Source organism: Paenibacillus protaetiae (assembly GCF_004135365.1).
In the GTDB taxonomy this organism is placed as follows: domain Bacteria; phylum Bacillota; class Bacilli; order Paenibacillales; family Paenibacillaceae; genus Paenibacillus_AP; species Paenibacillus_AP protaetiae.
The window spans coordinates 1216555-1238854 of the sequence record NZ_CP035492.1 but is presented as its reverse complement, the minus strand read 5'-3'; the positions used below and the strand labels follow the sequence as shown (position 1 = coordinate 1238854).

Below are 22300 nucleotides of genomic sequence, written 5' to 3'. Positions count from 1 at the left end.
TATGTTTGTCTATGAAAATCGGTTATAATAAAGTGTCAAAAACTAAAAGAAAGCGGGAAGAGCATGGGTCGCAAATGGAATAATATTAAAGAAAAAAAAGCGTCAAAAGATAAGAACACAAGCCGTATTTACGCAAAATTCGGCCTTGAAATTTATGTAGCAGCTAAAAAAGGCGAACCGGATCCGGAATCGAACCGCGCTTTGAAGGTTGTATTGGAACGGGCAAAAACGTATAACGTGCCAAAAGCGATTATCGACCGCGCGATTGATAAAGCAAAAGGCAGCGGCGACGAAAACTACGTTGAGCTGCGTTACGAAGGCTTTGGCCCGAACGGCTCGATGGTGATCGTTGATACGCTTACGAATAATGTAAACCGCACGGCGGCATCGGTTCGTTCGGCGTTTAACAAAAACGGCGGCAGCATGGGTGTCAGCGGTTCGGTGGCCTATATGTTTGACGCAGCGGCTGTCTTTGGCGTAGAAGGCAAGTCGGCGGATGAAGTGATGGAAGTGATGCTGGAATCCGATGTGGACGTGCGCGATGTTGTCGAAGAAGACGACATCGTCATCGTATACGCAGAACCGGATCAATTCCATGCGGTACAGGAAGCGTTCAAGAACATTGGCGTAACCGAATTTACAGTGGCCGAACTGTCGATGATCGCACAAAACTACGTCGAGCTGCCGGAAGACGCAGCGGCGCAATTCGAGAAAATGATTGACGCGCTGGAAGATTTAGAAGACGTTCAACAGGTTTACCATAACGTCGAGCTGCCGGAGTAATAGAACAAGGCAGGATAGCATATCGACTGTTCGATGGATCGTGAGTCTGTCTGGCGAGGAGTTATTCTCTCTTGCTTGCCAAAAGATGTAAAAACAGCTGTTTCAGGCATGTAACCGATGCCCGGAACAGCTGTTTTTATTGGTTCAGCCTGCTAATTGGTCTTCTATGCAATGGTACGGTTTACTGCCGGCTTTGCTGCTCCGGCGGCGTGATGTGCCGCGGTACCGTTCCCGGAGGCAGTTCGCCTTCCAGCCCGAGGTAGTAATGGCGAATTGGCTTTAACTCATCGTCCAGCTCATAGACGAGCGGTATAGCCGTTGGTATATTCAGATCGGCGATTCCGTCCGCCGGAATATGGTCCAAATGTTTGACAAGCGCACGGAGTGTATTACCATGAGCTGCAATGATGACGCGTCCGCCGGCTTTTATAGCTGGGGCGATGTCGGAATCCCAATAGCGGAGCACTCGGCGTTCCGTATCCTCCAAATTTTCCGTAAGCGGAAATTCGCCTTCCTGCAGGCTGCGGTAACGCGGATCGGACGCTTCGTACCGCTCGTCCGTCTTGTCCAGCGCCGGAGGGCGGACTTCCACGGATCTGCGCCATAAATGGACCTGCTGCTCGCCGTATTTGGCTGCCGTCTCATCCTTGTTCAGCCCCTGAAGCGCCCCGTAATGCCGCTCGTTCAGCATCCACGATTTATGCTCGGGAATCCATAACAAGTCCATTTCATGAAGAACGATCCACAACGTCCGGATCGCCCGTTTCAGCACCGACGTATAGGCGACGTCGAACACATAACCGTTTTTCTTTAAAATCTCCCCGGCTTGCCGGGCTTCATTCAGTCCGCCTTCGGACAAGTCCACGTCCGTCCAGCCTGTAAACCGGTTTTCCACATTCCATACGCTTTGCCCGTGGCGGATCAAAACGATTTTTTTCATCGAACGCACCTCCGACTTCCGGCTTTTGGGCCGCTTTCGCCCGTTACCCCATTTTATTACATTTGCCTGGTTTGAAACAAATTTGCGTATTTATGAGTACAAGTGCCATGAACCTGCCGGATGCAATAAACTTGGAACTGACAACCGCCTAATCAATGAGGCTGCTTCGTCCAAGCAGGGAAAACGGTAAAAAGGGACAGCTTTTCGGCCGACTTATCTGTGTTATACTTCAACTAGTGATAGAGCAGGAAAAAATGAGCTTTTGGCGGTGTAAAACATTTCGTTGTTAGGAGGAACACAGATGCAGCTCGTCTATAAAACCAATGAACCTTTGCAGGCAAGCGATGTTGTAGAATTGTTCAAAAGCAGCGGGATCAAACGTCCCGTAGACCAGCCCGAACGCATTCAAAAAATGCTGGATCATGCCGATCTGACGATTTCCGCATGGCTTGGGGACAAGCTTGTCGGCATCGCACGGGCGATTACCGATTTTCATTATTGCTGCTATTTATCCGATCTTGCAGTTAGCGCGGAGTACCAGAAGAGCGGTATCGGCAAGGCGCTGATCAACCGGGTAAAAGAAGTTATCGGGGAAGAAGTGGCGTTAATATTGCTGTCCGCGCCTACTGCGATGGACTATTATCCGAAGGTTGGTTTTAGTAAAATTGAAAACGGCTTTGTCATTAAGAGAGCCAGGTAACGAGCAAGAGAGGGGTTTAAGGAAAAGCAGCTATGGAGTTGACATGGGGAATTATTGTACTGATTATAGCAGGCGGGTTTCTGGCCGCCTTTATTGATTCAACGGTTGGCGGCGGCGGGCTGATCTCGGTGCCGGTGCTGCTGGCGGCGGGGCTGCCGCCGCATTTGGCGCTTGGCACGAACAAGCTGTCGGCGTCGATGTCGTCGATTACGAGCACGCTTACTTTTTTACATTCCGGCAAAATCAATCTGCGCAGCACGGGCAAGCTGGTGCCGTTTACTGCCATCGGTGCGTCCGGGGGAGCGCTGCTGCTGCAGCTGATCCCGTCCGATTGGCTGCGTCCCGCAATCGTCGTAATGCTGGTTGGCGTTACGATTTACACGCTGCTGAAGCGCAATTGGGGGATGAAAGGCGGCGCGGCGCGCGAGCTGTCTTCCGCCGGAAAGCTGGGCATGATGGCGGCAGCGCTGCTGCTTGGCGGTTACGACGGATTTTTTGGCCCGGGCACGGGCTCGTTTCTTATTTTTGTATTTTTGCTGCTGGGGCTGGATTTCGTGCAGGCGGCAGGCAATGCGAAGCTGCTGAATTTTACGAGCAATATTGCAAGCCTGATCGTGTTTCTGTCGCTCGGCTGGGTAGATTTCCGCGTCGGGCTGCTAATGGGCGTATCGATGGTGCTGGGCTCGCTTGTTGGATCACGCCTCGCGATCCGGCAAGGCGCGCGTTACGTGAAGCTGCTTTTTGTAGCGGTGACGGTGGTTCTGATCGGCAGGCAGCTGTGGACGCTTATTACGGGGAAGTAGCTGTAGTGGGGATTGGATTGCAGCGGCTGGGCCGCTTGTGGTAAAGCGGGTTTTATATGATTAGTCGTGAAGAGTAGCAAGAGAGGAATGGAGTGTAACCGGGTATCGGATACATGGTACAAGTACCGCGATAGGGCGTAACTAAACTAGTATGTCACTCCCCCTCAGCTCCCTGTAGCGGGCATGCAGTCTAAACGAGTGACCGTAATAGGAATGTAGTCGATTCAGTACCGTATACATAGGAGGATGAGGCAAATGGTGAAGTTTATTTCGGTAAATGAGCTGAAGGAAAGGCTGTCCGGTGGGCAGCAATCTTATGTGCTGGCGGATTGCCGTTTTCTGCTGAACGATCCGGCTGCAGGGGAAGCCGTGTATGCGGCAGGACATATTCCGGGAGCAGTATACGTGCATCTGGAACGTGATTTGTCCGGGCCAAAACGCCCTGACGGTGCAGGCGGGCGCCATCCGCTGCCCGATCCGTCAAAGCTTGCCGTTAGGCTTGGCTCGTTAGGCATTGGCAACGGCACCACTGTGATTGCCTATGATGATCAAGGCGGCGCCTATGCGGCGCGGCTCATGTGGCTGCTGCAATGGCTTGGTCATGATGGCGAGCGGCTGATCGCCGCAGGCGGATTTGCCGCCTGGCAGGCGAGCGGCGGCGAATCGTCGGCGGCAGTGCCGAGCCCGGCAGCTGTGCAGTTCACGCCGCATGTACAAGAGGGACTTGCCGTCGATGCGGCATATGTCCGCGAGCGCATCGGCCGGAGCGATGTAACCATCATCGACTCCCGCGAAGCGCCGCGCTACCGCGGAGAGATCGAACCAATCGATCCGAAGGCCGGCCATGTGCCAAGCGCCATCAACCGCTTTTGGAAGGAAGGCTTCGATGAAGACGGCATGCTGAAGCCGGCCCGCTCGCAGCTGGAACGTTTCGCCGGCCTCGCTGCCGATGATGAAATCATCGTCTACTGCGGCTCGGGCGTGACAGCGACGCCAAACTTTTTTGCGCTGCAAAGCGCCGGATTCACGAACGTGAAGCTGTACGCAGGCAGCTGGAGTGATTGGATTTCGTATGAGGGGAATGCGGTGGCGACGGGGGAAGAGGAATAGCCGAGAGGCCGCGTCGGACGCGCGGGTTTGGGGGCTGTGGCAGGTTGCTGTTTGGTGACCTGTCGCAGCCCTTTTTGGCTGTCAACAACTTGCAAACAAGAACTCACTGAAAGCAGTTGCAGGAACCCCGGAGCCAGCCACGATGAGGCGGGGGCGGTTCGCATCGGTATCTGGGTGACAACTTGACAAAACTTGCTCCGTTGCCCCAAAACATATCTATCAACAAAGTGGGATAGCCGATGAATGAAACCGCTAGATTTGCTTTAAGTTTGACTAAGAAGATACATCAAGATATTCCAAACCAGCTCCCACCCGATGAAGGGTCTCATTCGCATAATCAACTTGTTTTCTCGCAATCTCTTGTCAAACATACGAGAGGTTATATTGAAAAAGTTGTTAACCAGATCAATGGTACATATGAGCAGGGGTGGTATGATGCTTGTGCAGTAATGATTCGCAGAGTGATTGAGACTTTAATCATAGAAGCATTCTCGAATATCATAAGATTGATGATAAAATAAAAAATCAAGCAACTAGCGATTTTTATTATTTAAGGGATTTAGTCAGGATTACCCTTGATGAAAAGTCGTGGAACTTAAGTAGGAATACACGAAAGGTTCTCCCCTTGTTAAAAGATATTGGCGATTTGTCGGCCCATAGTAGGCGCTATAACGCTCATCGAAGCGACATAGACAAAGTGATTCCTTCTGGATACTGTCCGGCAGTATCGTTTATAACACGCCCATTTATACAGATTTGAGCGATATCGTATATCCCATTTGAGTCACACCTTTATCGCGGCAATTAATATTCTCAACAAAAATACCCGCCAGCGAACCGTGGTGGGTATGGGGGTAGTCTAGCCTCTTGGAGGATAAGGGTCATTTCCATGACAGTCCCGGGATTGAATCTTTCCGTCCCTGCCTGAAGTTTTTTTAAAATCGTAATCACCCAAAATGTCAACACGGTTAAAGAGTCGGACAGTCACACCTGAGTAGGATGGTGAATGGGAGAGGCAACATTGAAGGGCACAGCACTTCAATATGCTACCGCCATACAAGCAGCAACAGCCGCAGAAGTCGTCATAACGGCTTCCTGCGGCTGTTGCTGCTTGTATGGCGGGTATTGCGCGGGCTGCGGCTAATCACCTGCCTACCTGCGAATCGCCGGTCATGGGACAGGCATTATTCCTCGTGATCTTCGACCGGAATTTCGAGCAGATTGGATGGAGCGGTATAACGGTTCGGCTGTCCTGGTACCAGGAACGAGACGAGCGCCCGGTTGCGGAGCACGTTGTCGGGAGCGGGAGCGGTCTGTTTGATGATGAAAGAAACGGCCGTGCTTTGGCCGGGAGCCAGGCTGCCGACTGCTATCCCGCTGGCAGGATCGGCTGAAGGAACGGAGCGGCCGCCGACGATGACGCTATGCGGCACGAATGTAGTTCCTTCCGGCAGCGGGTCTGTAATGATGACATCGTTTAATATCGTATTGCTGATGTTTGCGGCAGTTATTGTAAAACGTGCCGTATCCTCGACGAACAGAAGGCTTACGTTCGACCGCTTGTTAACGGCAAGCGGCAGCGGGATAATCTTCACGGCGGCAGCTGCCGATAAAGTTCCGGTCTGTTCGGAGTTGACAAGTAATGTGTTGACAATCTCGCTTCCCGGAACCGCGTTTTCCGGGATATCCAGCGGGAGGGTAAGCTCGATCTGCTGGCCGACATCCTGAACGGAGACCGTTCCCGTTGGTCCGAGAAGATGGTCGGCATAACGAATGTTGAATAACGGAACGTTGCCTGTATTCGTCCCTGATACTCGGAAGAATACGCGCTGTCCCGGGTATGCAATAGCCGGAGTTACTGTTTTCTCCAGTTCAAGACGGGGAACCTGGCGAATTGCAACTTGCGCTGAAGCGGTAACAGGCTGTGTCTCCGCAGAGGTCAGGATGGCTGTATTCATAATGGCAGTGCCTCCCCGAGCGTCAAGCGGAATTTGGAAGGAGCGGCTAATGACGATGACGAACCCGATCGGCAAAATATCCACTTGCTGATCAAGCCCGAGAAGAGCGTCTGCCAGATGCAGGTTCGTAATAGGCGTATTGGACAAATTGCGTAGAACAAATGTGAAAGTGACGGTCTCCCCCGGCGATGCTTCTTGTCTATCGACACTTTTGACGAGATCAATCACGAATGCAGGAAGTACAGTGTACGAGGCTGCGGCGGATGTCTCGCCCAGCTCGGATGAGGAAGCAGTGGCTGTGTTGGTAATGACTGTGAATGCTTCGACGAAAGGAACAACAATCGGCAGTGCGATCGTAATGGATTCGCCAACCGGCAATACCGGAATAACCGTGCGGAAATGAAGAGTTTCATCAGCAATGATAATATTCGTCAAAGTAACATTTCCGGCATTGGTTGCGACGATCACAGCGGTAACCGTCTCGCCTGGCGCTGCTGTGACGGGACTAATTGATTTGACTAGCAGAAGCTCCGGATGGGCTTCCACGGAAACTTGAGCAGAACCTGCGACGGGATCGGTCTGATCCGAATCCGCGATGGCCGTATTGATGATGATTGATCCGTTTGGCGTATTCTCAGGTATGATGAATGGAATGTTGAACGTACGGCTTTCCAGCGGTAAGAGCGTACCGATCAGTTGTGCAAAACCAAGTGTGTCGTCCGATACAATGACATTGGTCAAGCCGGTGGTACCCTGGTTCGTCACGATAATGGTATATATGACGGTTTCGCCAGATGCGGCGGAAGCTGTGTTCGCAAATTTAGCAATGGAAAGCAATGGTGCAGCGACATCCACGACGACCTTGGCGACAGCTTCGGCCGTATCCGTCTGATCGGAGAATGCAATGCTCAGATTCCTGATGACCGATCCAATAACCGCATCCAAAGGAATGACGAAATTGACAACAAGGCTGGTTGACGCTCCCACGGCCAGAACAGGAAGTACCGTATCTAACCCCAGCAGCGCATCGCGAATGGTCACATTCGTCAAATCCAGATTGCCCGTATTCGTAACCGTAATCGTATAAGAAACCGTCTCACCCGGCAATGCATGATTGCGGTCGGCTGACTTGGATAGCGTAATTGCCGGAACGTCGTTAACGGTAACGCCAGCTTCTGCAGTCTGCGGCCCAAGCTCTGTTGACGTGACGGTAATCAGATTCGTAAACACGGTTCCGGCAAGGGAACCCGCAGGCACGGTGAAAGGAAGCGTCTCGGTAATTGAAGAACCCGGGAGCAGCTCGGCGATAAATTGAAAATAAGACAAAAGCGGATCAGACAAAACGAGATTCGTTAAGGAAGCTTCGCCCGTATTCGTCAATGTGAAAGTGAAGAAAACGGTTTCGCCGGGATTTGCCGCCGCCTTGTTGACAGTCTTGGACAGCTCCAGCCCGGGCAGCAGCACCTGAAGAGTTGCCTGGCTATCATCCGTCACCGTCTGCTCGTCGAAATCGCCGGCTGCGGTAACGGTGTTGACTAGATCATCTGTGGCATCAAGCGGAAGCGTGAACGGAACATCAATCGTTCTCGATTCACCGGCAGCCAGCGTGCCAATCCGCCTTCGAATGCCAAGCAACGGATCTTCCAGCCGGACATTGCTAAGTTCGGTATTGCCCGTATTCGTAACGATGAACGTATAGGTGACAGCAGCGCCTGGCTTCGCCTGGGAAGGGGAGACCGACTTCAGGATGAGGAGGGCAGGTACGCCTGTAACAGTGACGATTGCGATATCTTGTTCGGGATCGGTTTCATTCGTAGTAACGGTGGCGACATTCACAATCTGTTCGCCTTCAACTGCGGTCAGCGGAATCGTGAAGGGTACGCTCAATGAAACCGAGTCGCCGGGATCGAGCTGGTCAAGCGTCACATCGACGCCTAATGCGGGATCGGTAATATGGACATTCGTTATGGCCTCATTCCCGGCATTCGTAACTGTAATCGTATAGGTGACGGTATCCCCCGGCGCTGCTTCCGCTGACGAGACGGTTTTCACAATCGTATCGCTGGGAGCGGGGCTGACAACAACTGTAGCAAAGTCGGACACAGGTCCTGTCTCATCGGATACGGCGGTGGTCACATTGGTGAGAACTGTGCCTGCAGGGGTTCCAAGCGGAATCGTGTAATTGACGGTGAAGAACTGCGTCTCGTTAGGAGTCATGGCGCCGATCGTGGTCGAGAATCCGAGCATTGCGTCTGTTACGGCCACATTCGTAATGGTGTCGTTAGAAGTGTTCGTAACTGTCAGTGTATAAGTAACTGTTTCGCCGGGAAGCGCGGTTGCCCGGTCTGCCAATTTGCTTACTGCCAGTGTGAATAAGGGCAAAACGGTAACGTGAGCTGAACTGTTGGCAGGCGGAGTCTGGTCGGATTCTGCAACTACCGTATTGATAATGGTGCTGCCTGCAGGGGTACCGGGCGGTATTGTATAGGTTGCGCTCAGCGTAATGGTAGCGCCTGCGGGCAAGACGGAGATGCTGTCGATCAGTCCCAGCAAGGAGTCTTCAATCTGTACGTTTGTAAGGTCAATTGCATTCGGGTTCTCTACGGTGAAGGTATAGGTAACTTGTTCGCCAGGTTCCGCAGAAGAGGGGGCAACCTCTTTGTCGATTATCAGAACAGCAGCTTCGGATATGGTCAGAGAATAGTCTTCAACCTCGCCGTCAGAGGCCGGTCCGATGCTGCGAGGATCTTCCTCGCCATTGGCGGCATTCTGCTGGTCCAGAAGATCGGTTGTCAACCGGAGTCTGACAAAGGTTGTACCGGCGGCAAGTATAGCGCCGGCTGGCACGGTAAACAGCAGGGAGACAACCTGGGTCCCTGGCTGAGAAGGCACCATTGCTACGGGTGCTGCTTCGTTCACTTCAAAGATCCCGTTCTGGTTGAAGTCAATCCAGCCGTACAGATTGGCAGGCGCTCCAGCCTGATTGGTGACCGTTACGTCAAGCTCGTAGCTGGCTGCGGACGTAGAAAGCGGGGGCAGGGGAGCGTTAGCCCGTCGTCTTGGATACCTAATGGAATATCGTCGCCCGTTGCACTCGCGTTCTGCAGCGCATCGGTTTCCGCAGTCACCTGGGTTCCGAGAAAAAGAGGATTTACAAGACCATGCCTCGGCCCGTTATTTGCGAGCAGCGTGGAATAGTTGCCTGGCCCATTGCCCGATCCGAGGTCGGGGGCATCTCCGAAATCCAACTGGACTGCTGCATGCACGCACATGGTCGCATCGTTGAAAGAAGTTGTCACCGTCGAGGAGAAGCGGACAGCGGTCGCCGTGTTGCCCGAAATCGTATAGCGGTAGATCGTTCCGTCACTGTTGGAGATTGCATAGATTGTTCCGGTCGAATCAATAGCAAGCGCGCCGAAAGGACCTGTGTTTAGCGGAGTCGTAGCGATGTTGTCGATATGTCCGGTTGCAGGAGCAATACGTTCGACCGTTCCGGTCGGCGTGATCGCGTACAGATTATTGTCTGCCGCCCGATAGACCCAATCGCTCACATTTAAAACGCGGTTCATCGTGATGCCGCTCGTTGTTTCCAGGAAGCCGGTCGCCGGGTTGACAAGTTTGAGAAAGGTGGCTGAATTTGGACGGAGGTCAATGACATAGAAGGTCGTTTCGTTGTTGACAAACACATAAAGGAAACCGTTCTGGTCGAAAGTGCCTGTGTTGTACGCATCTGACGGCATGCCGGGCGGCAGCGGAAATAATACCATTACATTGCCGTCACTGTCCACGCGCACAAGATGGTTATTCAATTGGTCGTAGCCATAAATATAGCTGTCGAGTGGATTAAAGCCAATCGCATTAATATCAAGAGGAGGGGAGACAGTCCCTTGAACCGTCTCTTCTCCCGTCACAATGTCAATGTTGAACCAGACAGAAGGCCGCCCGGCAAACTGGATCATCGTCGTTGTACAATTCAGCGGATTCAAGATCGTATCATGGCTGAAATTATGGCCGGTAATCGTAACATTGTTCGTAACTTGGGCGGCTGTTACGATTTGCGTCAGCTTGCGAGGACCGTTGGACATCGTAAAGCCGGCTGGCTGCGTGAATGTAACAGGCGGGCAAGAAGCGCCGGGATCCGCAACCGGTTCATACACGGTATAGGTACCGGCAGCCGTAATCGTAAAACTGTAATTGCCGTTAATGTCGGATTGAACCGTCATGCAAGTGCCGCCCGCATTGCTGAACAGCACAAGATTGACGCCGGCAATCCCGGGTTCTCCGGCATCATATTGCCCGTTATGATTCAAATCGTTAAACACGATCCCTGTTAATGTCGCAGGCAAAAGGAATTCCTCCTTTAAAACGTTCATGGATGGACGCAGCCCATTTTTAATGCAAATTTGGGCAGACGTGTGTCACGTCAGTATATGTGCCTGCGAAATTCGGGGTTCGCGTTTGGCGGTAAAAAGGCGTGTCTCCGCCCTTTTTTGGCTGCGGCAAAATGCCAATAAGCACGATGCTGCAGCTTTTTTCTGTTTATGCGTAACTGTAAAAATCGCAATAATTGAGAATCATTCAGTGATATATTGGAAGAATGCTTCCAGCTGAACAAGTACAATGGTAATATGAAAGCGCATTCATCCGAACGGCTATTCTATAGCTCCTGCAGGATGAAGACTATAAATGAACAGGGAGGAATCCGGTATACATTTGTTTATGACCAATGCTAAAGGGGCGGCATCTAATCCGTAATTATCATAGTGCTTTCCTGATACTTTGAAAAAAATGAAATAAAGGAGGCTATACCTTAACATGCGAAATTGGAAGCGGTACATTTCTCTTATCCTTATCGCTGCGATGTTTTCCTCATTTGCTACTTTCGCGGCGGCAGCTGAGAACGGTTCGGGCGATGAGGAGCAGATTCCGCCTTCTGGGCTGAATTATGATCAATATCCGGCGCTGAAGGATGTATACGACGGATATTTTATGGTCGGTACGGTTGGGCCATTGACCGGCTCCAGATCGGACTTGATCCGTTACAATTTCAATGCCTACACGCCTGAGAACGAGATGAAACCCCAGAGCGTGCAAAATGTCAAAGGCCAGTTTACGTTTGATAATCTGGACAACTTATTCAGCAACGTAACCTCTTTGTCCAGCGATATTCATCTGATCGGGCATACGCTCGCTTGGCACTCGCAAACGCCTGGCTGGATGTGGGATGCGCCTGCATTCGATCGCGATACCGCTCTTGACAATCTCAAGACGCATATCGACACCGTTCTCCGCAAATACGGCGGGGAGCTGTACAGCATTGACGTAGTCAACGAAGCTGTAGGCAGAGCGAACCCGAATGACTGGCAAGCTTCATTGGATAAGGGTGAAGGCTGGGCGCTGGCACTCGGGCCGGATTGGGTGGAGCTGGCTTTCCAGGAAGCGGCTAAAATCATTGATGAAAACGGCTGGGACTGCAAGCTGTATTATAATGATTTTGGTCTCGACGATCCGGCAAAAGCTCAAACAGTATACGCAATGGTTAAAGACATTAACGAGCGCAACGCCGGTTTGCGTCCGAACGGCAAACCGCTGATTGAAGGCATCGGCATGCAGGAGCACTACAACAGCAACACGAAACCCGAAAATGTAGAAGCTTCAATTCAATTATTTTCGACGCTGCCGGATGTAAACATCAGCATCACCGAACTCGATATGGAATGGCCTAATTTGGGCACTCTTACTTCGGAACAAGCTGTGGCGCAAGCGCAAAAATACGCGCAGTTTTTCCAAATCTACAAAAAATACGCAGCGGGTCCGGCGAATACGACCGATAACCCGAAGGTGATTGAACGCGTGACCTTCTGGGGCACGAATGACGGCGACAGCTGGAAAAAAGACGGGTTGCCGCTTCTGTTCAACGCGCCTGACGGATCAAATATAACGGCCAAAGAGGCATTGGTAGCAGTGTTGGACCCCGATGCCTACCTTGCGAATAATCCGATTACTGATGATCCGGATCAGGGACAAACGAAGCATATCGACGGCGTTTACGTCTATGATACTAGCAAAGGGGATAGCTGGTCCGGTGCGAATATTATACTGGGCAATAATGCTGCTGCGTGGCCATGGTCGACGGGCGGGGCAGACGGCAAAGCGGCTTTTACCCCCGAGAAGAACGCCAAGTATCGTATTTCCGTTAATTTGACTTCGCTTGGAACGAATTCGATCCGTATTCGTTGGCTTAAAGACGAATCAAACGGCAGTTACACTGCAGCTGATAATGCTGAAGTCAATAATCACCCGTATTCGGCGGATCAAGTTGCCACCGCATTCCCCGCTTATTTCAACAGCGGCATGTCAACCGGCAACAGCTATACGCTGGTTAATGAAATTACGCTGGATGGTTCCCAGCCGGCTGACGGCTTGATTGGGAATATCGCTATCCGCGGTGGAGCCGGCGGCAACAGCTTCTCGATCAATTGGATCAAAGTGGAGAAAATCGGCACCGGCGGCATGCCAGATCAACTGCTGGTCAATTGGCCGGACGGCGTTCCGAAAGCCGGAACGGAAGGTGTTCATATTTACTCCACCACCAAGGGAGACGACTGGAGCGGCGCCAATATTATACTGGGCAATAACGCTAACGCTTGGCCTTGGTCAACGGCCGGCGCAGACGGCAAAGTGGCCTTTATCCCTGAGAAAAACGCTGCATACCGTGTCGCGGTCAATTACACTTCTATGGGGACAAGCGCCATACGTGTTCGCTGGCTTAAAAATGAATCCAACGGCAGCTACACCGCAGCAGATAATGCTGAAGTCAATAATCATCCGTATTCGGCAAGTCAAGTCGCTGCCGCAATCCCGGCTTATTTTAACAGCGGCATGGTGAACGCCGGCACTTATACTTTAACAACTGAAATAACGATGGACGGTTCTCAGCCGGCTGACGGCTTGATCGGGAACATTGCGGTCCGCGGAGGTGCCGGAGGAAGCAGCTTTGTAATCAACTGGATCAAAATCGAGAAGATCGGTACCGGCGGCGCACCCGACCAGCTGCTGGTCAATTGGCCGGAAGGCATTGACGAGCCTGTCGTTGAACCGGAAGAGCCTTCCGTTGTAATTCCGCCTGCAGGCCAAACCTATGATAAATATCCCGCGCTGAAAGACATCTACAAGGATTATTTTACAATGGGGATATTTGGATCGGGTGAAAACAATGCCTTGCTCTACAATTTCGCAGCTTATACGCCAGGCAATGAGATGAAGCCCGAAAGCACGCAAAATGTCAAAGGCGTCTTTACGTTCGACGGTGCTGACAATGCGTTTAACAACCTTGCCGGCAAAAATCCGGACATGATTTTCTACGGGCATACGCTGGCATGGCATTCGCAAACGCCAACGTGGATGTGGGACGCGCCGCCGGCGAGATACGATCAGCCGGGCAATTACGACAAAGAAACGGCCCTGAACAATCTGAAGTCCCATATTGATAATGTACTGGAGCATTACGGCGGACGCCTTGCGGGCATAGATGTTGTTAATGAAGCGATTGGCACCGCAAACCCGAACGACTGGGAAGCTTCGCTGGCTAAAGGGAAGGCTGGTACACGGCGCTTGGCTCGGAGTGGGTTGAGGAAGCGTTTAAGGAAGCGGCCAGAGTAGTCGACAGCCATAATTGGGATGTCAAGCTGATCTACAATGACTTTGGGCTTGATTCGCCTGCCAAAGCCCAAACCGTCTATGCTATGGTCAAAGCTATTAACGAAAAGTATGCAGGCACCCGTCCAAACGGCAAACCTTTGATTGAAGTCATCGGGATGCAATCGCACTATAATCTGACCACGAATGCCGAGGATGTCGAGAATTCCATCAAGCTGTTTGCAACGCTTCCGGGCGTGAGCATCCACATTACGGAGATGGATATCGGCAGCCCGCCGATCGGGGTTCTTACACCAGAGAATGAGAACAATCAGGCTGTGAAATTCGCCGAGTTGTTCCAGATTTACAAAAAGTACGCCACCGGCCCGGCCAATACGACGGATAACCCGAAAGTTATCGATCGCGTAAGCATTTGCGGGGTAAGAGATGCGGTCACCGGCTGGCGTGCCGGAGAATTTGCGCTGCTGTTCAACTCGGACGGACTGGCGAAACAATCGCTTGTGGCGGTGCTGGATCCAGATGCATTCCTTGCAACGCATGAGTACATTGAGCCGGAGACCGGACCGGAACAAGTGCCTGTTGACGGTGTCTACGTTTATGATGCGGGCAAAGGAGACGCTTGGACCGGCGCGAATATCATCCTGGGCAATAACGCAAACGAGTGGCCTTGGTCTACCGCAGGCGCTGACGGCAAAGTAGCCTTCACGCCGGAGAAGGATGCGACATACCGTCTCAGCTTTAATTACACGGCAACAGGCACAACTTCGATTCGCGTGCGCTGGCTCAAAGATGATTCCAACGGCGGTTACACCGATGCCGACGGAGCGGTGGTCAACGATCACCCGTATTCGGCAAGCCAAGTTGCCGCCGCCATTCCGGCATACTTTAACAGCGGCATGGTGAATGCCGGAAGCTACACCTTAACGACGGAAATCCAATTGGACGGTTCACAATCCGCGAACGGCCTGATTGGCAACATCGGCATCCGCGGCGGAGGCGGCGGCAACGCTTTCTCCATCAACTGGATCAAAATCGAGAAGATCGGTACCGGTGGCGCGCCTGATGAGGTACTGGTGAATTGGCCGAAGCAAGCAGAAACGCCGGCAGCGCCTGCTGCACCGGCAAGTGTCTCTGCGCAAGCGAAAAGCAGCAGCGCAATCGGCCTCAGCTGGACTGCTTCGGAACATGCAACGGGATATAACGTTTATCGCGCAGCTTCTGCCAACGGGGATTACAGCAAAATCAATGCGCAGCTGATTACTGGCACCCAGTATCAGAACAGCGGCCTGTCAGCTTCGACTACCTACTATTACAAGGTGACGGCTGTTAATGACAGCGGTGAATCTGAACAATCCGCAGCTGCTCAAGCAACTACGAATCGTGAAAGCAGCCATACGGATCCTTTGCCATCCTCACCGGCCGGTCAGCCTGGCGAAGTGAAAGCAGATGTGGATGCAAACGGGAATGCCAAAGCTTCGTTCGAAGATTTGAAGAAGGCTCTGCCAGGAGCGAAAGATGGAATCCTGAAGCTGAAAGTTCAAGGTGCCGGCGATGCGAAGCAGATTACCATCTCCATACCGGCTGATCAGGTGAAAGCAGCCGTGGAGGCGGGCATACAGCACATTGAAATTTCCTTTGGGCTGGCGTCCGTGCAGCTGCCTGTATCGTTACTCAAGGATGCCGCAACCATTGGCAATGTTGAATTGCATGTTGCACAAGCAGACAACAATACGCTGTCTGATGCAGTACGCGGCATTATAGGCTCCAATACGGTACTGGACTTCAGCCTGACAGTCGGCGGCCGGAAGATGACAAGCTTCAGCCAAGGCCAGCCGGTGAAAGTTGCCATTCCGTACACACTGAAGGCTGGCGAGAACCCGAACCAAATCGTGATCTATTATTTGTCGGAGGATGGCAAGCTTGAGGTTGTCAAAAATGGGCGATATAACCAGAATACCGGCATGGCGGAGTTCAACGCGAAGCATTTCAGCAAATACGCTGCAATCGCCAATCCGGTAAGCTTCAACGATGTAAAAGCAGTCGCATGGGCAAGCGACAGTATCGAAGGACTGGCTGCCCGCGGCATTGTAAACGGCGTGTCGAAAGATTCATTTGCGCCAAACCAAACGATTACAAGAGCCGAATTCATCCAAATGCTAATGCTTACGCTAGACCTGAACCAAGCGGAAGCAACAAGCAGCTTCTCGGATGTTAATCCAGGTGCATGGTACTACAACTCGATCGCTTCGGCCCAGCAGCTTGGCATTGTGTCCGGGTTGACTGACGGATCGTTTGGCATCAACAACAAGATTACCCGCCAGGAAATGGCCGCCATGGCATACCGGGCGATTCAGAAAGCAGGCATTACGCTGAACGAAGCAAACCCGGCAGCCGGCTTCCGTGATGGGCAGGACATTGCCGGTTACGCATCCGAAGCGGTGAATGCGATGCAGCAAGCGGGAATCATCAATGGCATCGGCAACGGCAATTTTGAGCCTAAGGGAACTGCAACACGCGCTCAGGCAGCTGTTATTTTGTATCAATTGCTAATGCAATCCCTGTAATCCATTTTGCCATCATACAAAGCGAAGACTAGCTGGGATTAGACGATCCGCTAGGGGAAACAATCAGAACACCTCCAAATCGCTGTTGCTCCGTATGACGCAGCAGACAACTTTGGAGGTGTTTTGCTGTCCGGAGCAAGCGAAGGCTTCCCCGTGAGAAGCCAGGAGCGCATTTGTTGAAATGAGGCGAAGGGGCTTGATGAAGGGGGAAGGGATGGAGCGGCTTGTCATTTGGAACAGGACGGGAGCCGCATAGGGCTGAAAGCAAGACAAGCCTTGTGAGCCGTATGGGCTGTTTTTACATAAAAAGGTGTAATTTTCATTGGGTTTCATATACAATGTACAAATAGCTTGCAGGAATGAATGATTGCCGAACGAACGTTATACTTAACCAAACCATACTAAGCAAAAGAGAGTGAGCAAAATGAAAGACGTTACGTTCAAAGCTTACGCTGTCACCAATGAAATTGATCTTAACAAAATCGCCGTTGACTGCGGGATCCCGAAGAAGTTTACTTGGGAGGAACCGCTCATTCTTAAAGGCGAAGCGCTGCACAAAATTTTGCGGAACAAGGTGGACGAATCCCAGCAGGTGCTTGTCTTCTCATTTGGCAGCGTCGTCTTCGTCAATGACCCGTCCAAGGAAGGTTTTTTGCCTTTTGTCCGCTATTTGCGCACGTTCGAGCCGGACATCAATGAAGCTGAAGCGGACCGATATACAGATGATTACAGCCTTCGCACCGATGCGCAAGGCGTAACGGACCTGACTGACGAGTACGTTGTCGTTAACGAAATCGAGCCTTTCCATGAGGAATTGATAGCAACGGTGCTGGCGAAGTCTGCAGCGCTCGAGAAAATCGAGGAGCAGCTCGGCAAAATTCACGATAAGCTGGAAAATATGATTGATCGCCTGGATAAAACGAATTTGCGGCTCGGCAAAAAGGAGCTGGCACGTACAACGGCTACAATTATGCGGCATGAATATAATATGATTTCCTATGTTATGATTCTGGATAAGCCGGACATTACTTGGACGAGCAGCAGTGCGGCCGAGTTTTACGACCGGATGCTGGAGTTTTTCGAAATGAATGACCGTTATGCCATTATGAAAAGCAAGACGGAGATGTTGTACCGGATCATGGACGGCTTCTCAACGATAAGCCACTCGATTCGCGGTTTGTTTGTGGAATGGATTATCGTCATCCTAATTGTGAGCGAGCTTGCGATTACCGTTCTGCAAGTGACCGGAATTATTGATTGACGCTGCCATTAAACGATAATTTGAAGAGTCCGCCTGCATAGGCTGCGCTTCATAACAGGAATGCAATCCGCGATAGATGCGGGGAAAGGGGAGGTGACAGGCTGCCGTTTGGCAGGCTGTCACCTCCCCTTTTTCGATACGCCTATTTGGTAAGGCCAGCTTCTTAAAACAGGTTGACACGACACTAAACGGTGTCATATAATCAAATCGCCACCAAATGGTGTCTAATGTAAGTGGCAACAACTCATTAGATGAAGATGTTGTGAACGAAAACAAACAGCAGCATGACGTTTTTTATGAAATTGCTTATTAGAGGAGGAGAAAAGATGAGTTTAGCATTATCTTTGGATTTTCAATACACAACATCAATCGAGAAGCTGTGGTCCGCTTTAACGGATTCAGGCAAGCTTGCAAAATGGGTGGCTAACATCCATACCGGTGAAGCGATGAGCAATAATTTCGAACCTGTAGTGGGGCATCGGTTTCAATTCCGTACGCAGCCGTCCGAATATTGGGATGGCATCATTGAAGGCGAAGTGCTTCTGGTAGAGGAACCGAACCGGCTGTCTTACACTTGGGCAAGCGGCGGGGAAAAACATACGGTCAACTGGACGCTGCAGGATTTAGGAGACGGGAAAGTGAACCTTCATCTCGAACAAACCGGATTTGCGAATGTGCATGGCCTTGAAGGCGCTAAGTATGGCTGGAGCAAATGGTGCGGCGAGCTTCATCAGCTCTTTTCCTAAAAGGAGAAGATCAGGCTGCAAGGCCGTGCATAGCTATAAGCGGCATCTAAAGAGTCCCTTTGACAGGGCTCTTTTTTTATTTCCAACGGAAGCAGACCTGCGCGGATGCGCTCTTATCAAACGCTTGCGAAGTGTCTATCCCGTACAAGAGCCTCTTATATAGATGCCGGGAAATGCCGCAGCGGAAAGCCGAAAAAAGGGCGATATGACAGGCACCAAATGCTCACTCCAAAACAACTAGTATTTCTTATTATACAGTAAGCGAATAAGGAGGTTTGAGCGTATGGGAGCCTATCGATTACGAAAGAAAAAAATAGCTGGCCGGAAAAGAAAATGCGCTTCCGGCATCAAGCAGAACCCCCGACACAAGCCTTCCACGGGTACTGTCCTGCTTCTAAAGCCAGTTCCGGTCTGCGGTAAAATTGTTGTATGCAAGCCGCCGCGTAAAAAAAAGCAAGAGAAAAAACGGAAAAAATGCTGCAGAAGGAAAAAATTGTGCCGCCGGAAAAAAAGCTGCCATCTGAAAAAATGCATCGTGATCTGCCGCGGACCGAGGGGACCGCGTGGTCCTGAAGGGCCGGAAGGCAGACCAGGCCCCGCGGGTCCAGCCGGGCCTGCTGGTGCGCAAGGCGTCGCAGGAACAGCCGGCCCGGCAGGAGCAGCAGGCGCAACCGGACCGATTGGTCCGCGCGGCGAGACAGGCGATACGGGTTTAATCGGTCCAGCCGGCCCGCAAGGCGTAACCGGTCCGCAAGGCGTAACCGGTCCGCAAGGCGTAACCGGCCCGCAAGGTCCAACCGGTCCGCAAGGTCCAACCGGTCCAACAGGACCCGTAGAGCCCGAAATTGATTTGATTTACGTCACAGCTCAGTTTGCAGATGTGACCAACGTTATTGACGGCGTGACCAATACGGTTATTGCAACCATACCTGTCGGTGTCGCGCCGCGCGGCGTTGATGTTAATCCGGAATTGAATCATATTTATGTCGTCAACCGGTTCGGCAGCAATATTTCGGTTATCGACGGCGAGACTTTTTCAGTTATTACAACTACACCCGTCGGCGACCTTCCAAATCTGGTTGCTTACAATCCGTCCACCAACCTTGCCTATGTAACGAACGTTGCATCTAGCAGCACCTCGGTTGTCGACGGCACGACCAATACACTCCTGCAAAACATTACGGTAGGGATTGCTCCGGGTGGAGTAGATGCCAACCCCATTACGAACAGGGTCTATGTAGCGAACGGGCCGTCAAACAACAATATCTCGGTCATTAACGGCGTTACGAATGCAGTCATCACCACTATACCTGTCGGAGCAGATCCCGGCTTCGTAGCGGTGAATCCGGCAACGAATCTGATATATGTTCCGAACTTTGACAATGGCAGCGGAAGCAGCGTAAGCGTCATTGACGGCGCGACCGACACTGTCATAACGACGATCACAACAGGTCTTGGCACGGGCACGTTTGGGGTTGCCGTCAATCCATTGACCAATTTGATCTATGTGACGAACAGAGGCAGCGATACCGTATCAGTCATCCGGGGTTCCAGCCAATCGGTCATCGCAACGATTCCTGTAGGGACTGCTCCGTTCGGCCTCGATGTGAATGTGAAGAAAAATCTGATATATGTCGCTAACTCGGGAAGCAACACCGTGTCAGTCATTGATGGCTTAACCAACACAGTGGTGGCTACGATCCCGGTTTCAGCCTTTCCTTTTGATGTAGCGGTCAACCCATAAGGATTGCTAAGCCCTCTTGCAGGGCTTTTTTTTATAGATGACACAATGTTATGTCGTTTCGATTGCGGTTCGCGCCAAAGCCCGTTGTGCCAATCTTATGTACGACAAGGAGGACAGGCAGCCTTCTCCGGGTGAGGAACCGAAACAGAATTGAACCAATATTGCCCTATTAAAGGGACATATGGTAATAACGAAGAAAGTATATAATGCGGCAAAAAATCCTTGTCCTAAACAAAAATATGATGCTAAGGGAGCTGCTTTCTATGAACATGAATGTGCCGAAATTATATTTTGATGGACAAATGGTAGATGTGCTTTGGGATAATCACGAAGAAGCTATCCGCTGGTATGAGACGTATATGGGATGGGAGGTTCAGCAGAAGGAAAGCTGGAAGCCTGATCCGAGGTGTACACATGGCAAAATGACTCGGATGAATGCGGGAACCTGGCTTATCTCAAGCTTATCCAATGAACGATTGCCCCATCATTATGCCGAGCGCGGAACGGTCGAATCCAACATCCGTTTATGCTGGAGAGTGGCTGATCTTCAGCAGTTTCACAACCGCTGCCAATCGGACGGCGTCCGGGTAACGGAGTTGTACAGGGGACCTGGAGAGACGGACTATTTTGACTTCTGGGCGACAGGAGAAGGCATCCGGTTCACCGCCCAGGAAGATAAACGGATTCAGGAAGGGTTCGCTCCGTCATGGCTCCGGATAGGCGTCAGCGACCTGGGCAAGTCCGTCCAATGGTACCGCAACTGGCTCGGTATGGACCTGGAAAATGATTGGAGCAAGGACGGCTATGCTCTTATGAGCCTTGGGCTAAATCGCCGGCCAGGCGACAAATCGTTATGGGTGCTGGAGCAGCTTCCGGAGAATGCTTACACCGGTAAAGCAGACGGCCAAGTTCAGCCGGTATGCTGGGTAGCCGAGCGCAGCGATTTTTTCAACTATCAAACCTTTTTATTGGACAGCGGGGTTGAAACGTCGGATATCGGCGGATATGTCACAAGGGGAATGGTTAGCTTCCATCTGTATGATCCGGACGGCAATCGTCTGAACATTAGCAGCATGTAGTCTTGGTAGGCAGGCTTTTATTGGATGCGATCCGAATCGGGGAGCAGGGAGAAGGATAAACAAGCCGGACCCGCGATTAACCTTTCAAGGAGTGTCCGGCTTGTTCGCATGATTACGAATGCCGCTGGACCTGTCTCCTCATCCATTGGGTTGCGACCCACTTCTCTCCGCTTACAACCGGAACGCCGGCATGCAAAGTAAGCTCATTCAGCCGGCTGTCCTTGTAAAAGTATTCAAAGTAAACGGCACTGCCTTTACGCGGCATAACCGAGAGGCCCAGCGAAGGGAAATACGTTTCGCCGCCTTCTTCCACATCATTCAAATACATAATCAAAGTGCTGATGCGATTGTCGGCGCTGCCATTGCTGAAATAGTCAAAATGAGGCTGATATTGTTCCCCTGCCCGGTAATGCAAAATCTGCAACGGCTCTGCGTGCTGCAGCGGTATGCTCATAAGTTCTGCGGCTCTTGCTTCAATCCGTCTAATCCACTCGTTTTCGCCTTCTTCGAAAAACATGCTGCTGCTCGTCCGGACCTCGCTGACAACACGGGATACGCCAATTCTAGCACGCTGCATCCGGTCCTTCGCCATGGCGATTAGAATATCGCATTCCTCCGCGCTCAGGACATTGTCCAGAATAAGAATGAGAGGTTCTTCCCATTTGGCCGCCATATACACGTCCCGGTCCTGCGTAATCAATTTGTTGCCCGATGCTTGAAAGATCGTTTGTTCTCTCGTAGCCATCGCTGCATCCTCCATTCCAAATCATATAAAAGCACATACGGACATGCATGAAGCAGTTGATTTACCCTATTCTTGGCGAATCGTTTTATGCCGTGTTGGATGCAATTGTTCCGAATTGTGCCGGGTATTCGCCGTTTTACCATTTCACCCAGAAGCGGCCAGCGCGACCCGTTCCTCCATTCAAGCAGCTGCTTCCGATAGGCATGAA

15 protein-coding genes and 1 pseudogene are annotated in these 22300 nt (G+C 51.5%); 12 read left to right on the top strand and 4 right to left on the bottom strand.

From position 1 onward, the window contains the following. Positions 1 to 63 precede the first annotated feature (63 nt). Positions 64 to 783, top strand: coding sequence for a YebC/PmpR family DNA-binding transcriptional regulator (locus tag ET464_RS05475; RefSeq protein ID WP_129438943.1), 720 nt, complete (start codon positions 64 to 66; stop codon positions 781 to 783). Positions 784 to 964: 181 nt separating this feature from the next. Here the strand turns inward: ET464_RS05475 and gpmA are convergent, their stop codons facing one another. Next, positions 965 to 1723 (bottom strand): 2,3-diphosphoglycerate-dependent phosphoglycerate mutase, encoded by a 759-nt coding sequence (gene gpmA, locus ET464_RS05470; RefSeq protein ID WP_129438941.1) that lies wholly within the window; start codon positions 1721 to 1723, stop codon positions 965 to 967. 301 nt (positions 1724 to 2024) lie between these two features. Here gpmA and ET464_RS05465 point away from each other — a divergent pair, with 301 nt between their 5' ends. From ET464_RS05465 to ET464_RS19980, 4 genes are all read left to right on the top strand, one after another. Continuing rightward, positions 2025 to 2423, top strand: coding sequence for a GNAT family N-acetyltransferase (locus ET464_RS05465; protein WP_129438939.1), 399 nt, complete (start codon positions 2025 to 2027; stop codon positions 2421 to 2423). Positions 2424 to 2455: 32 nt separating this feature from the next. Then, positions 2456 to 3226 (top strand): TSUP family transporter, encoded by a 771-nt coding sequence (locus tag ET464_RS05460; protein ID WP_129438937.1) that lies wholly within the window; start codon positions 2456 to 2458, stop codon positions 3224 to 3226. A gap of 255 nt (positions 3227 to 3481) precedes the next feature. Then, entirely contained in the window at positions 3482 to 4336 is an 855-nt protein-coding gene (locus ET464_RS05455) for a sulfurtransferase (protein ID WP_129438935.1), read from the top strand. Positions 4337 to 4575: 239 nt separating this feature from the next. Beyond that, on the top strand, positions 4576 to 4857 hold the full coding sequence (locus ET464_RS19980) for a hypothetical protein (protein WP_208543899.1): 282 nt from the start codon (positions 4576 to 4578) through the stop codon (positions 4855 to 4857). Positions 4858 to 5520: 663 nt separating this feature from the next. Here the strand turns inward: ET464_RS19980 and ET464_RS05445 are convergent. Further along, positions 5521 to 9213, bottom strand: a complete 3693-nt coding sequence (locus tag ET464_RS05445) for a DUF7507 domain-containing protein (protein ID WP_165279912.1) — start codon at positions 9211 to 9213, stop codon at positions 5521 to 5523. Between the two features lie 74 nt (positions 9214 to 9287). Continuing rightward, positions 9288 to 10640: a DUF6923 family protein gene (locus tag ET464_RS05440; RefSeq protein ID WP_165279911.1), complete on the bottom strand. Its 1353-nt coding sequence runs from the start codon at positions 10638 to 10640 to the stop codon at positions 9288 to 9290. Positions 10641 to 11109: 469 nt separating this feature from the next. Here ET464_RS05440 and ET464_RS05435 point away from each other — a divergent pair, with 469 nt between their 5' ends. The 7 genes and pseudogenes from ET464_RS05435 to ET464_RS05410 all read left to right on the top strand — a co-directional run bounded on the left by ET464_RS05435 (position 11110) and on the right by ET464_RS05410 (position 21347). Continuing rightward, on the top strand, positions 11110 to 13956 hold the full coding sequence (locus ET464_RS05435) for an endo-1,4-beta-xylanase (protein WP_129438929.1): 2847 nt from the start codon (positions 11110 to 11112) through the stop codon (positions 13954 to 13956). 17 nt (positions 13957 to 13973) lie between these two features. Then, positions 13974 to 14408: pseudogene (locus tag ET464_RS20215) on the top strand (endo-1,4-beta-xylanase); the annotation flags it as partial. Positions 14409 to 14849: 441 nt separating this feature from the next. Next, positions 14850 to 16517: an S-layer homology domain-containing protein gene (locus ET464_RS05430; protein WP_244226743.1), complete on the top strand. Its 1668-nt coding sequence runs from the start codon at positions 14850 to 14852 to the stop codon at positions 16515 to 16517. A 424-nt stretch (positions 16518 to 16941) separates the two neighbouring features. After that, a complete protein-coding gene (locus ET464_RS05425) occupies positions 16942 to 17778 on the top strand; it encodes an RMD1 family protein (protein WP_129438925.1) in 837 nt (278 codons plus the stop codon). 326 nt (positions 17779 to 18104) lie between these two features. After that, positions 18105 to 18524, top strand: coding sequence for an SRPBCC family protein (locus tag ET464_RS05420; protein ID WP_129438923.1), 420 nt, complete (start codon positions 18105 to 18107; stop codon positions 18522 to 18524). A gap of 493 nt (positions 18525 to 19017) precedes the next feature. Further along, complete coding sequence (locus tag ET464_RS05415; RefSeq protein WP_165279910.1) at positions 19018 to 20268, top strand: YncE family protein; 1251 nt, start codon at positions 19018 to 19020, stop codon at positions 20266 to 20268. A gap of 263 nt (positions 20269 to 20531) precedes the next feature. Then, positions 20532 to 21347 (top strand): VOC family protein, encoded by an 816-nt coding sequence (locus tag ET464_RS05410; protein WP_165279909.1) that lies wholly within the window; start codon positions 20532 to 20534, stop codon positions 21345 to 21347. A 112-nt stretch (positions 21348 to 21459) separates the two neighbouring features. Here the strand turns inward: ET464_RS05410 and ET464_RS05405 are convergent, their stop codons facing one another. Next, positions 21460 to 22092 (bottom strand): 2OG-Fe(II) oxygenase, encoded by a 633-nt coding sequence (locus ET464_RS05405; protein WP_129438917.1) that lies wholly within the window; start codon positions 22090 to 22092, stop codon positions 21460 to 21462. Between the last annotated feature and the right edge of the window lie 208 nt (positions 22093 to 22300).

What these genes read in the sequence shown, in the direction of transcription:
- ET464_RS05475 (WP_129438943.1), top strand. Translation starts at nt 64, where the DNA reads ATGGGTCGCAAATGGAATAATATTAAAGAAAAAAAAGCGTCAAAAGAT.
- gpmA (WP_129438941.1), bottom strand. Translation starts at nt 1,723, where the DNA reads ATGAAAAAAATCGTTTTGATCCGCCACGGGCAAAGCGTATGGAATGTG.
- ET464_RS05465 (WP_129438939.1), top strand. Translation starts at nt 2,025, where the DNA reads ATGCAGCTCGTCTATAAAACCAATGAACCTTTGCAGGCAAGCGATGTT.
- ET464_RS05460 (WP_129438937.1), top strand. Translation starts at nt 2,456, where the DNA reads ATGGAGTTGACATGGGGAATTATTGTACTGATTATAGCAGGCGGGTTT.
- ET464_RS05455 (WP_129438935.1), top strand. Translation starts at nt 3,482, where the DNA reads ATGGTGAAGTTTATTTCGGTAAATGAGCTGAAGGAAAGGCTGTCCGGT.
- ET464_RS19980 (WP_208543899.1), top strand. Translation starts at nt 4,576, where the DNA reads ATGAATGAAACCGCTAGATTTGCTTTAAGTTTGACTAAGAAGATACAT.
- ET464_RS05435 (WP_129438929.1), top strand. Translation starts at nt 11,110, where the DNA reads ATGCGAAATTGGAAGCGGTACATTTCTCTTATCCTTATCGCTGCGATG.
- ET464_RS05430 (WP_244226743.1), top strand. Translation starts at nt 14,850, where the DNA reads ATGGTGAATGCCGGAAGCTACACCTTAACGACGGAAATCCAATTGGAC.
- ET464_RS05425 (WP_129438925.1), top strand. Translation starts at nt 16,942, where the DNA reads ATGAAAGACGTTACGTTCAAAGCTTACGCTGTCACCAATGAAATTGAT.
- ET464_RS05420 (WP_129438923.1), top strand. Translation starts at nt 18,105, where the DNA reads ATGAGTTTAGCATTATCTTTGGATTTTCAATACACAACATCAATCGAG.
- ET464_RS05410 (WP_165279909.1), top strand. Translation starts at nt 20,532, where the DNA reads ATGAACATGAATGTGCCGAAATTATATTTTGATGGACAAATGGTAGAT.
- ET464_RS05405 (WP_129438917.1), bottom strand. Translation starts at nt 22,092, where the DNA reads ATGGCTACGAGAGAACAAACGATCTTTCAAGCATCGGGCAACAAATTG.